The organism is Winogradskyella costae (assembly GCF_013403865.1).
Taxonomy (GTDB): domain Bacteria; phylum Bacteroidota; class Bacteroidia; order Flavobacteriales; family Flavobacteriaceae; genus Winogradskyella; species Winogradskyella costae.
This window is the reverse complement of the sequence record NZ_JABFDK010000009.1, coordinates 122277-135471: the sequence shown is the minus strand read 5'-3', so window position 1 is coordinate 135471 and position 13195 is coordinate 122277. Positions and strand designations below refer to the sequence as shown.

The 13195-nt window shown below is 32.3% G+C and carries 11 protein-coding genes; 6 read left to right on the top strand and 5 right to left on the bottom strand.

Annotated features, from left to right (window positions below):
* Window positions 1–935: 935 nt before the first annotated feature.
* The 3 genes from HM986_RS15735 to HM986_RS15725 all read left to right on the top strand — a co-directional run bounded on the left by HM986_RS15735 (window position 936) and on the right by HM986_RS15725 (window position 2930).
* The gene (locus HM986_RS15735) at window positions 936–1517 is read left to right on the top strand and encodes an ASCH domain-containing protein (RefSeq protein WP_179336028.1); all 582 of its coding nucleotides are present in this window, start codon (window positions 936–938) and stop codon (window positions 1515–1517) included.
* Between the two features lie 35 nt (window positions 1518–1552).
* Entirely contained in the window at window positions 1553–2119 is a 567-nt protein-coding gene (locus tag HM986_RS15730) for a hypothetical protein (RefSeq protein WP_179336027.1), read from the top strand.
* A gap of 400 nt (window positions 2120–2519) precedes the next feature.
* Window positions 2520–2930, top strand: a complete 411-nt coding sequence (locus tag HM986_RS15725) for a BLUF domain-containing protein (protein WP_179336026.1) — start codon at window positions 2520–2522, stop codon at window positions 2928–2930.
* 150 nt (window positions 2931–3080) lie between these two features.
* Here the strand turns inward: HM986_RS15725 and HM986_RS15720 are convergent, their stop codons facing one another.
* The gene (locus tag HM986_RS15720) at window positions 3081–4601 is read right to left on the bottom strand and encodes a succinate CoA transferase (RefSeq protein ID WP_179336025.1); all 1521 of its coding nucleotides are present in this window, start codon (window positions 4599–4601) and stop codon (window positions 3081–3083) included.
* Between the two features lie 167 nt (window positions 4602–4768).
* Between HM986_RS15720 and HM986_RS15715 the strand changes: the two genes are divergently transcribed.
* Window positions 4769–5575, top strand: coding sequence for an AraC family transcriptional regulator (locus HM986_RS15715; protein ID WP_179336024.1), 807 nt, complete (start codon window positions 4769–4771; stop codon window positions 5573–5575).
* Window positions 5576–5672: 97 nt separating this feature from the next.
* Here HM986_RS15715 and HM986_RS15710 read toward each other — a convergent pair whose 3' ends face one another.
* The 3 genes from HM986_RS15710 to HM986_RS15700 all read right to left on the bottom strand — a co-directional run bounded on the left by HM986_RS15710 (window position 5673) and on the right by HM986_RS15700 (window position 10461).
* Complete coding sequence (locus tag HM986_RS15710) at window positions 5673–6677, bottom strand: sugar kinase (RefSeq protein WP_179336023.1); 1005 nt, start codon at window positions 6675–6677, stop codon at window positions 5673–5675.
* A 768-nt stretch (window positions 6678–7445) separates the two neighbouring features.
* Window positions 7446–8171, bottom strand: a complete 726-nt coding sequence (locus HM986_RS15705; RefSeq protein ID WP_179336022.1) for an energy transducer TonB — start codon at window positions 8169–8171, stop codon at window positions 7446–7448.
* Window positions 8172–8262: 91 nt separating this feature from the next.
* Window positions 8263–10461, bottom strand: a complete 2199-nt coding sequence (locus HM986_RS15700) for a TonB-dependent receptor (RefSeq protein WP_246288521.1) — start codon at window positions 10459–10461, stop codon at window positions 8263–8265.
* Window positions 10462–10611: 150 nt separating this feature from the next.
* Here HM986_RS15700 and HM986_RS15695 point away from each other — a divergent pair, with 150 nt between their 5' ends.
* On the top strand, window positions 10612–11286 hold the full coding sequence (locus HM986_RS15695; RefSeq protein WP_179336021.1) for a lysoplasmalogenase: 675 nt from the start codon (window positions 10612–10614) through the stop codon (window positions 11284–11286).
* Window positions 11287–11289: 3 nt separating this feature from the next.
* Here the strand turns inward: HM986_RS15695 and HM986_RS15690 are convergent, their stop codons facing one another.
* Window positions 11290–12561, bottom strand: coding sequence for an NAD(P)/FAD-dependent oxidoreductase (locus HM986_RS15690; RefSeq protein WP_179336020.1), 1272 nt, complete (start codon window positions 12559–12561; stop codon window positions 11290–11292).
* Window positions 12562–12699: 138 nt separating this feature from the next.
* Between HM986_RS15690 and HM986_RS15685 the strand changes: the two genes are divergently transcribed.
* Entirely contained in the window at window positions 12700–13194 is a 495-nt protein-coding gene (locus HM986_RS15685) for an RNA polymerase sigma factor (RefSeq protein WP_179336019.1), read from the top strand.
* The last annotated feature ends 1 nt before the right edge of the window (window position 13195 follow it).

Genomic DNA, 13195 nt, shown 5'->3' with positions numbered 1-13195 from the left:
ATTAACCTTACTCCTCTCTTTTGTCTTTTCTGATTTATCCTTAAATTTAATGAATTGTAAACTTAAGACGTGTATAACTAATTGCTGGTTCTGTGTGTACTTGGAAAATCCTGCGGATTTTCCTCTGGTTCGTTTTCTTTTACTAATCTAGGATTAAACAATCTATACACCATTAAAAAACAAATAAAAGAAAGTAAAAATATAGAATCATAGAATCAGTAAAATACTTACACATGCACAGCAAATTACTCCGTTCTTATATTATTCTATATTTACTAAATACCTTACTGAACCTCACATTGAACTATACATAAATCTAATAACATCCTATGCGTAGCAGCCCAAACCCAAATAACATGAAGAGTTTAATAACAAATAGAAATATAATAATTGTAAATTTTACGATTGTATCTTTTTTCATTCTAATTTGGTTGATTAACCTTTATGACATAAAATTAGTTATAATTGGAATTTTTAGAGAAATATTGACGATACCCCTTCTCATCTCACAAATTGTTATTCTAGTTATAGGAATAAAACATATCATAAGAAATCGAGGTAATTTTTTATTATTAATTAGCGTATTATCATTGGCTATTTGTTCAATGATTATAACCACAAGCTTCTTTCAAAATTGGATATAAACTCGTCAATAAAAACCCGAATTGTATTCAAAATTTAACAAATATCATTACCAATCACTCAGTCGTGATTGAAAACTTTGAAGGAATTACATGCTCTCTAAATGTACAGAAACGATGAAAATCTAAAAACGGAAATAAGCTGAAAAATTAGCGATCTGAACAGAAATAGAGATATGCCATGTGCTTTTAACTAAATGATTATATATTACTTAAAACATTATTTCATATGCTGTATGCCATTTTAATTTATTAAATTACGCAAAAACACGTCACCTTTAATATCTAACAACTGTGAGACATTTAGCATTCATTCTTATACTAACTTTAATAAATTGTAAATCCGACAAAAAAAAAGAGCTAAATGCTAAAGTAGAAACGGAAAAAGTATTGATAACAGGAAACGGAATTGACAAATCCGTATACGACATGTGGAATAACTATAAGGAATCAAATCCCGAATTCAAAAAAGACGAGCTCCCAGATTCTGACTTTTTTCACGATAATAAAAAAGACGCAAATCACTTAGCTAAATTAATTGTTAACGAGAAAAAGAAAGCAAGTTCTGGGTTATACATTTGGTATAGAGATGCAAATGCTGACTTACCAAAAATCGGAACAAAACTTATTGTAACGGATTTTGACGGAATAGCACAAGCCATAATTGAGACAAAATTTGTAGATACAATTCCATTTAATGAGATTTCTAATGATTATGCTGAGATGGATACAGGAACAACCATTAAACCGCTCGAGAAGTGGAAAAAAGCACATTGGGAATTTTTTGCGAAGGCATTAAAACAAAATGGACAAAGACCAACAAATGAAATGCTTGTAGTTTGTGAAAGATTTGAAAAAATTTGGCCAAAACACTAAGTTAGCAATAGTCCATTTTAACCTAGATATACATTATGAAACATTTCATATTTGCAATAATATCAGCCTTAGTTTTGATTTCTTGCGCCTCAACTAAAAAAAGACCCGAAAAGCGATGCAAGTCTATATTAAAAAATGATTATAAAACTATTCTAGAAGAAAAATTTGTATCCATAGTAGATAATGACACAATACGCCTGAACGAAGTAAAATATGAATGTGTTCATTCAACATTTTATACATCAAAAGGCATGTATGATAGATTTGGAAAATGGAATCATGAAATTTATCCAAACGGAAAACATCATCCGATTTTATTTTGGAATAATGTAAAACTATTTCCAAACGATACTACTGAATTCATGGTAGCCACAAATGGTTTAGAAAGCATGAAAACCATCTATACTTCAGTTTTAGTTTTTGATAAAAAGAATAAAGATTTATTGTCTGATGAATCTGAATACAGAACTAAATTAATAGCATACTTTTCAAAAATGATTAAAAGTAATACTTCGGAAAAAGGAGATTTTTATGAAGTTTATTGGACAACTGTTGACCCAAAACGATGGGAACAAATTAAACAATATCACATTAATAAGTAATGATTTATCAATAACTTATAATTAAATGTTTTTCATTTTTTTATAAGTGAAATCATTATAAAGCTATCTTTAGTTTGTACTTGCTTAGTCCTAAATTACTTAATCGCATTAGTAACCATGCACCAAGACATTATAAAAATCTGCGCTAAAACGAATCGTACTCAACAATTAATGTAATCTTAATAACCCGTAATTAGAACAATATACTTCATATTTAAATATGATACTACTAGTGAGTCCTGAGTATAATACGACTAAAAATTGAGCCTAATTTACATAAGTACCGCCTTAAGATTCAATTCCCATTTCTCCCTTATACAATTAGTAAATATTTATTTATTAACTTTACCCCCAACTTATTTAACATATAATCATGCCTAAATAAGTTAATTTCAAGAACATGTATCAATTAAATTACCATTCTAAATCAAAATTAGGGCTAGAACTTGAAGATTTAGACAATATACTCGCTAAAGCGAATACAATAAACTCAGAAAAAGCCATCACAGGTTGCCTCATTTATCATAATAGTAGTTTTGTTCAAATCCTTGAAGGGAACAAAATCGATGTGCTCCGAGTTTTTGAGAAAATTAAGAGCGATCAACGCCACCACACCATAACGTTACTTTGGGAAAATAATATTGAAGACCGACTTTTTTCAGAATGGAACATGGCTTACCACCGCCCCAATAGTGAGAGTATTAAAGAATACATAAACAACTTGTTATTACTTTCCATGCTTTCAGATAAATCTAAAGCCTCATTATTAAGTTTTTGGACATCGGTACGAAGAATTTTAAGTGATAGCTAACTTTAACGCGTTAGAATAGTTAAAGTAATACTGAATAAGCGAGTTGTTAAATTCTAAGATAATATAATTTGGTAGTCTAACTTTGCGTCATATAAACATTATACAAAATTCTTATAATTATTGCTTGGTGCGTTGAGCTAACCCTTTAAATTAAAAAGAACTATTAACCAATTCATCAACTTTCATTGTTCCATTATTTTTTAATTGTGTGTGCCAGCTAAAGGCTTTTTCGAGAATATGTGGAGTCTGTCCTCCTAACGCATAAGCCTCTTCAAAATAGGCTAACAATTGATGTTTATATTCTGGATGTACACAATTTTCAATGATAACTCGTGCTCTTTCAACGGGTGCTAAACCTCTAATATCTGCTAATCCTTGTTCAGTTACTAAAATATCAACGTCGTGCTCCGTATGATCCGTATGAGAAACCATAGGAACAATATGAGATATACGTCCTTCCTTAGATATAGAAGGGCATGCAAAAATACTAAGGTATCCATTTCTTGCAAAATCGCCAGAACCGCCAATACCATTCATCATTTTGGTTCCTGCGATATGGGTAGAATTTACATTTCCATAAATATCAACCTCTATAGCTGTATTAATTCCGATAACTCCCAAGCGACTAATCACTTCGGCAGCATTGCTAATGTTCTGCGGTCGCAAAAGCAATTTTTCTTTATAATTTTCAAAATTACTGAAGATTTTATTTGAGCACGATTCGGTCACCGTAATAGACGAAGCCGATGCAAATAACAATTTACCAGAATCAAAAAGCTCAAATGTACTATCTTGAAGCACTTCAGAATACATTGTGAGATTTTTAAACTTACTATCAGTAAAACCCGATAATATAGCATTAGCTGTCTTACCAATACCTGCCTGTAAAGGCAGCAATGATTCTGTGAGTCTCCCCGCTTCTACTTCATTTTCGAGAAACTTAAGAATATGATGAGAGATTGCCTTCGTTTTTTCATCGGGATCAGCGATTACAGCTGGACTATCTGGCACTTCGGTAAAAACAATAGCCGCCACTTTATTAGGATCAATTTTTATATAAGGATCTCCTATTCTTGTATCGGAATTTAATACGGGAATAACCTCACGATTCGGTTGCTTTTTCAAAAGCCTTACATCATGAATACCAGCAAGACTCTCTGGGAATGTCGTATTAATTTCAATGATAATCTGATCTGCCTTATCTGCAAAAATGGGAGAATTCCCAACCGAAGTCGTTGGTACAATATAACCGTCTTCTGTAATAGACACGGCTTCAATAATAGCGATATCAATTTTAAATTTATCAATCTTTTGAAGCATATCTGCTGTTTGCCCCAAGTGTTGATCTACATAAAGAACCTCATGATTGTTAATACTTTTTCGCAACGTAGGATCTGCTTGAAATGGCATTCTTTTATATAAAGCTCCGTTTTTAGCCAAATCTGCATCCGTATCATATCCCAAAGAAGCTCCACTTAATACGGTAACTTTTATGTCCTCAAGCAATGCTCTTTTTGCCAATTGAGGTAACACTGTTTTACTATCACCAGCTTTAGTAAAACCACTCACACCTAATATATCTCGATCCTTTATGAGTAATGCAGCTTGCTCTGGCGTTTGAATTTTATCTAAAAAAGCAGAATATTTAATTCTTTGTTTATTATTAATCATATTATAAATTATTGCTAAAAAAATTACCTTTTTTATTCTTATGACGCATTTTATTATGTTTTTAATAAAACGAAGTTGCAATTTATAGAAGATATTTAATGTCTATTTATTGAAATAAGACATTATTTTATTAATTTAGTGCAAATACATATCCTTTTAAATATTTTATGAATTCTAAGTATTATTTAACCGAAGTTGATAAAAATCCGCTAAGCATATTTTGTTATCATAATGCCATGGGCGAAAAATTCATAAAATCGCATAGTCACGATAAAGGTCAATTTATTTATGTGGAAGGCGGCGTGGTTCATATAAAAACCAATACCAGAATGTACTACCTGCCTGCACGCCATTATATGTGGATTCCGTCTGGAGTAAGACACGCCATTTACCCAAGTTCACCGAAGGTTGTAATGCGAAATTTGTACTTTCCTATGCCAACTATTACTTCTGTATTTTATAGCAAAGAAGGTATTTATCCTATAAATAATTTACTCATGGAAATGTTACTGTTTACTAAAACTTGGAATGGTGATATTTTAAAATCTCAAAAAAACAAATTCTTAATTGTCAGTTCTTTTAAGGCTCTTTTAGAGCAAACAGTTTCAACATCTTTACATTTAGAACTCCCGCATCCAACAGACAACCGATTAATAAAGATTACGAATTACCTTAAAGATCATATACACCAAGAGCATTTATTACCACAGTTGGCTTCAAAATTTAGTATGACTGATAAATCACTATACAGACTTTTTAAGAAAGATGTAGGCATGTCGTTCATAAAATATTATACACAATTACGGATATTTAAGTCTTTGGAATATTTAATGAATTCAGATTATAATATATCAGAAATTGCGCATATGGTAGGTTACAGCAGTTTACCAACCTTTAGTAATACATTTAGTAACGTAATGGGCAAACGGCCTTCAGAATACAGAAAATCGAATGAAATTTATTTAGATACTTAATCTAAATAAATCCTATTAATTCTTATACGTTCTTTTATTGAGTGAACTACGAAGTATTCTTATTCTAACAACATTTTAAATTAGATTTTATATTGTCTTAACGCTGAAAACGTCCAGAAACATTACCATCTAAGATAGATATAACATCGGCTGCATTAGCATAATTAACATCACCTTCGTAGGTGTGCTTTAATGCACAAGCTGCACTCGCAAACTGCATTGCTTTAAAATCATCGTACTGTTGTAAAGCATGGATTAAACCAGCTGCAAAGGCATCGCCCGTACCAATTCTATCTATAACGTGCGTAATATCTAGATCTTCAGATTCTTTAAATTCAATACCATTCCACATCCTAGCCCTTATGCGATGCCATGATGAATTTAACGAAGTTCTTATTTTATCGAACACCTTTTCTATAGAAGGGAAAGTTTCCATCAATTGTTGACTCGCTTTTAAAAAATCTTCATTTGAATAGCTATAGTCCGTATCTAAAACTTCATTAATTTCATTAATACCACCAATAAAAATATTGGAATATTGTAATAATTCTATTAAAGACGATTTTGCATCCTTTCCATACTGCCATAAACCATTACGGTATGTTGGATCCGCAGAAACGGTGATCCCCATTTCTTTAGCTAAAACAAGGCCTTCTTTTAGAGTATCAAAGGCACCTTGCGTTAATGCTGGCGTAATACCTGTCCAGTGCAACCAATTAGCCTTTTTTAACGCCTTTTCCCAATCTACCATTGAAGGAACTATTTCCGAAAAAGACGAATGTGATCTGTTATAAGAAATTTTACTAGGACGCATTACCGCGCCTACTTCTAAAAAATAAACGCCTAGAGGTCGGCTTGAATATTCTATTGATGACGTACTTACTCCAAATTTTCTAATGTATGCTAAAGCGGTGTCTCCAATAAAATCATCTGAAACAACACTAATATGCTTTACTTTACCACCAAAATTTGCAATAGAGATACCAACATTTAATTCTGTACCTCCAAAATAGAACTCAGCAATATTAGATTGCATAAACTTTTTGTTACCTCTTGGGGAAATACGCATTAAAACTTCTCCGAATGTAATAATCTGATTCATAGTTTGAATTTTGTCATCTAATTTTTAAAGTTAAATAAATATTTAATCTTAAAATAATAACATCATAAAAGATTATAATTTAAATTCAATTTTCTGAATGTAAGGGACATAGTATTCTAAATAGAAAAAACCAAGAGCAAGTAAGAATTATATAACTATTGAAACTGAACGACTCCTCTTAAGGCCAATTGCAGAGCATGACGTGCACGATTTTTTTGAGTTAGATTCAAATCCTAATGTCCATGTTTTTTTTTGGAAATAAGCCTGTAAAAACACTTAAAGAATCTAAAGCTACGATTGCTAATATTTTATAACTATACAAAACGAATCATGTCAATCGTTTAGCAATAATAGATAAAAAAACAACTGTATTTATAGGTTGGTCTGGACTTAAGTATGAAACATTACTCAGAAAAGAATTTAACTATTATGATATTGGTTACAGACTTATAGAACAATTTTGAGGAAAAGGTTATGCTACTGAAGCTGCCTTAGTTTCTTTAGAATATGGGCTTAAATATTTAAACCTAAAAAAATGGTGCAGTAGCTCATGCTAACCATATAGCTTCTAACACTATTCTAGAAAAAAACGGAATGCAATTGGTGCGTACTAGAAAATCCTTTATGAAACATAATCTATAAAAAATGCCAATTTGAGCACAGTAAAAAAGACATTGAATATTTAATTCGTTATGTTTTTAACTGTACTCAATATGACATTTCATTTCAACTAAACTCAGAATTTATATTATGGAAGCGGTTTCAATATTATTGTAATTGAAAGTTAATTGGAATACTATAAGGCACACTTACATTTATATCGCGTTGTTTTCCTGGTTCCATTTTTGGTAATAAATTTATGATACGTTCTGCTTCTGTTTCTAAAAGTTGATCGGGTCCTCTACTCTTAACCTTAGTCACGTTACCACTTTTATCAATTAAAAAAAACACAAATACTTTACCATCAATATTAAGTTCTGCTGCAGCTGCAGGATATCTAAAGTGCTTTTGTAAATGCTCTTGAATTTTTCGTTCAAAACACGCTCTAAGTTCTTTATTATTCCCGGTACACCCTGGAAATTGTGGCACCTTTTCAATTAAAGCAAAAGGTACTTCGATGTCTTCTTCTATTTCCTCTACAGCGACGTCTTCAATACCAACTTCACGCTCATCAATAATATCATCTTGTCCTATCTCTGTACTTTGAATAACACTTTCTTCAATATCTACAACATCTTCAACAATTGTAATAACTTCAGAGACTGCTTTTTGTTGCGGAGGAGGAGGTGGTGGCAGCACATCTATTGTTGTGACTGGAATATCTTCATCAATTTGTGTTTCTAACATAAGGAGGTCAATCTTAACAACTTCTTTATCGTAAGTCTTATGTTCCAATCCTATATACGTTAGGAGTAACATTACGTTTAAGCCAACAGCAAAAAATAAACTGCTGTTTCGACCTACATTGGCTTTTGGGTTTTTCTTGAGTTCCATGACGTTTAATTTTGTTATATAAAAGTAAGAATCATAAAGCTTAGAAATTATGACTTATGTCATGTTTACCTAATAGCCAATAACTTAAGACTTACAAATTATCTAATTGATTGTCAGTTCCGTTTTCACTAATAGTCCAAAAGAACCCAACAAAGAAAAATTGATCTGCAGCAGGAGTTAATGCACTTCTGCTAAATTGTCCGTTTGAGTTTGGAGTAGTTGCGTATTGATAACCACTTATATTTTTAATGCCTAATACGTTACTTACAGAAACATAAAGAATCTTTTGTTTATCTAACAAATAAGCCCAATTAAAACTCAGATTATGAAATGGTTTTGTACGTTCGCTTAGAAATGCATTGGTATTAGGATTGGTATAAGGACGACCAGAAGAAAAGCCGTAATCAAATCCAACTTGGCTTTTCCACCTTTCTATCCAATACTTCCCCACAATAGATACATTATGGTTGGTTGCGTAATTTGGTTGTGCTGCCATTGTATAATTCCTATAATCGCGTTCGGTATCTAAATAGGAATAACTAATCCAATAATCCAAGTTTTTTATGCTTGTGTTATCTCTCCAAAATAGATCGAGACCTTGTGCATACCCCGTACCTGTAGATTCAAAATTAGTTTCAAAGGTTTCAAACGCACTGTCAAATTTTATGAGGTTATCATAATCTTTTCTATATGCTTCTACTCTGAAAATTTTTCCATCATTTACGTATTGATAATTAAAAATATAATGCGCTGTTTTTTGTGCTTTTAAATCGTGTTCAAACTTTAAAACATTGCTATTCGGATTTTGAAAAAAGTTACCATAAGCCAAAGAGAACTGTCCATTTTTAGAACTCTTATAAGCTAATGCAGCTCTTGGTGCAATATCTATTGAATTAAATATAGAACTATAGTCTGCTCTCAATCCAACCTTTAGTGCTAGGTTTTTAGAAAAGATGATATCTACTTCAGCAAATCCTACTGTTATATTATTATTGAAACCATAGTTTTCATCAATCGTATCTTCCTTATAATTCTCTTGAAAATCGGTAATAAATTGTTCGGCTCCAAAACTCAATTTAAATCTACTATTGAATCGTTTTTTCAATTTTAACTTTACATGAGCCGAGTTTTCGGTATCATTTATCTGACTGGTTTGAATGCCTATATCATTTTTAGCATAAGTATAACTTGCACCTGAAGATAAAGTCCAATTGTTTCCTAATACACCTTTATACGACGTGTTGAGATAGAAGTTATTGTTATTCAGCTTAAAGTCAATACCATCCTCATAATTTATATCTTCTTGATTTAATTCAAATTTAGTAGCATCAAAGGCAGCATAAAATTTTAACATGCCATTATTTAATTTTTGCCTAAAGACCATTTCTCCTTGTGCAGCGGAAACAGGTGTTTTCCAGTCATTTCTATCTTCAAAAACAGCCAAGTAAGGAGCTAGATTAACGTAACTAGCATTAAAGCTTAAAGATGATTTCTCCCATTTTTGGGTATTTCCTAAACTAGCACCAACACTCATAATCCCAATATCTGTTTTATCTTGGTCTGGCTCGTCAATCGTATTTAAAAGTAATACACTCGATAATGCCTGTCCAAATTCTGCAGAATAACCACCAGTAGAAAATGTAATACCATCAAACAAAAATGGAGAGTAACGTCCACGCGTTGGAATATTATTAGTGGTTGGCATATAAGGTGTAAACACACGAATACCATCGATAAAAATTTGTGTTTCATCGGCGTCACCACCACGTACAAACAAACGACCGTCTTCTGCAACATTCGACGTTCCGGGTAAGGTCTGTAACGCCCCAACATAATCGCCTAAAGCACTTGCTGTGGTTACAACATCTAATGGCTTTAAAACTGAAACTTTAGAATTGTCGCCAGCTTCAAACGTGCCCGCGCTAATAATTACGGCATCTAAGGATTCTACATCTTCTCGTAATTTAATCTGAAGGTTTTGTAGTTTTGAAACATCTTCCATAATCGTTTTAGTTTCAAAGGATAAATAGGAAATTATTAAAAGTTGAATTCCTGTTTCAGTTGAAGAAAAGGCGAAATTACCTTGAGCGTCTGAAGTAGCGCCATCATAAGTACCCTCTAAATACACATTGGCACCCATTATAACGTCCCCTTTTGCGTCTGTAACTTTTCCTGAAATGGTAGTTTGTGTAAATGCAATGGTATTTATAAAGAGAGCAAGGATTATGATTAGAGGTTTGCTTACAATATTTAGATTCTTCATTTTATATGTACGGATCGATGATGTCATGAGGATTAATAATTTGTTGTTTGTTGATGAGACAAATTTGACCTATTTATAAATCGACATGAATTCTAATGTACTGAACTGTTTAATATTAATGACGAATTGAATATATTTGATTCTGGCTGCAAAGCATCGGCACAAAAACCAACACACATGTTAACTTCTACTGAAAAACAATTCAGCATCTTATTTTTTTGTATTGTACTTATAGAACTTGTAACAGGAAGCATGGCATCGCTAAGCGCACTCCATTACATTGCCAAACCTGCCATTGTGATTAGTCTTATTGTTTTATTTTTAAAAACATCTGAATCATTACCTGCGGCTATTAAAAACGTAACGCTTTTAGCATTGATTTTTTCAGTTTTGGGTGATATATTACTGATGTTTGTAGATCGATCACCTCACTTTTTTGCATTGGGATTGGTTGCTTTTTTAACAGCGCACGTTATGTATATAGTGATATTTTTAAAACATAGAAACCCACAAAAATCACCACTTGGAATTATAACATTGTTCCTTTTGTATGGCGCTAGTGTTTTCTATTTTCTAAATGGTAATTTAGGAGAGATGTTGATTCCTGTAATAATTTATATGCTGGCAATTCTAGGTATGGCAACCGCGGCCTATTTAAGAAAAGATAAGGTAAATATATTGAGTTACGGACTCGTGTTTTTAGGTGCGTTATTCTTTCTTATTTCAGATAGTATATTGGCCGTCAATAAGTTTTATGAACCACTAAGCTATTCTAATATTAGTATTATGGTAACCTATGCTTTAGCGCAATATTTAATTGTTATTGGTATTTTAAAGCTAAAAGGTCATTAACTATTACTTTTTAAATGGTCGAATTATAAGTCGTGCTGCTTTGTCAAAATTAATATAATTATAAGTCCAATTAAACAATACAATAACACGATTTCTAAAACCGACTAGAGACATTAAGTGTACAAACATCCAAATAAACCAGGCAAAAAAACCGCCGAATTTATAGTGTTTTAAATCTACAACCGCTTTATTTCTTCCGATTGTAGCCATGGAACCTTTGTCTTTATATACAAAAGGTTTCAATGGTTTGTTTTCTATTAGTCGCACTAAGTTTTCCCCTAATAAATGACCTTGTTGTATTGCCGGCTGGGCAACTTGCGGATGGCCTTTAGGATACACTTCCGAAGCCATTAAAGCAATATCACCAACAGCAAAAATATTAGGGTAATCTTCTACTTGATTAAATTGATTCACTTTGTACCGATTGGCTCCTTCTATTATAGTCTCTGCTTTTAAGCCTTGTACCGGAGCACCAGTAACACCTGCCGCCCAAATTAAGGTTTCAGAATCCATTTTTAATTCGGTATTCGTCGTAACCATTGTACCATCATAATGCTTTACAAAGGTGTTACAATGTATTTTGACTCCTAATTTATTTAAAAACTTTGTTGCCTTTTTTGAAGCGTGTTCACTCATTGGTGGCAGTACACGACCTGCACCTTCTAATAAGTGAATATGCATATCATCAGGATCTAAATCGTGATAATCTCGTGGCAAAATATTATTCTTTAATTCTGCAATCGCACCAGCAAGCTCCACTCCTGTCGGACCTGCTCCAACAATCACAAAATTAAGAAAAGCTTCGCGCTCACTTTTTGAATCTGCAATGGCTGCTTTTTCAAAATTTTGTAAAATAAGACTTCTTATATCTAAAGCTTGTGGTACTGTTTTCATTGGCATGCTAGAAGACTGAATAGCTTTATTACCAAAATAATTAGTTTTTGTTCCAGTAGCAAGAACTAGATAATCATAAGTTAAATGACCAATAGACGTAATGATTTCATTCTTTTCTGGTAAAATTTGCTCAACTTCTGCCAATCGGAAAAACGTGGTGTGATGTTTTTTAATAATCTTTCGAAGTGGATAAGCAATAGAATCTGGTTCTAAACCAGAACTAGACACTTGGTATAATAATGGTTGAAACGTGTGGTAGTTCCGTTTATCTATTAAGACAACTTGAACATTTTTATTAGCTAAGGATTTTACTAAATTTATACCAGCAAAACCACCGCCTATAATGACGATTCTTGGTAGATTAGACTGAGGAATATTCATTAAATATCTATTGTAATTTCAGGTGTAAAAATACGCATTATGAACCCTAAAAATTGTTTTTTGAAAACAATAGTTACATAAATTTGTAACAAAAGAGAAACTCTTACTACTAATAAGGTAACCAACTAATTTCATCAATTGAACAAAGAACTAGAACATAGTTTTGTAGAACAGTTGCAAAAGCATCAGAACATTGTGCATAAGGTGTGCCGTTTATACACCAACAATGCAGATGCGCATAACGATTTGTTTCAAGAAATCACCATACAATTATGGAGAGCCTTTCCTAAATTCAGAGGAGATGCTAAGTTTAGCACTTGGATGTATCGTGTAGGGTTAAATACCGCAATTACGTTATACAGAAAATCGAAAAGAAGTATAAATACTCAGGAATTTGATTCCGTTGAGTTTAAAATAAAGGCGGAAGACTACGATGATACAGAAGAGCAGCAGCTAAAGCTCTTATACCAAGCTGTACATCAATTAAATGACATTGAAAAAGCTTTAGTTTTCTTGTATTTAGAAGACAAAGATTACAGAGAAATAAGCGCGACTCTGGGTATATCTGAAGTGAATGCACGAGTGAAAATGAATCGCGTTAAAAAGAAATTAAAAACCATACTTAATCCGTAAC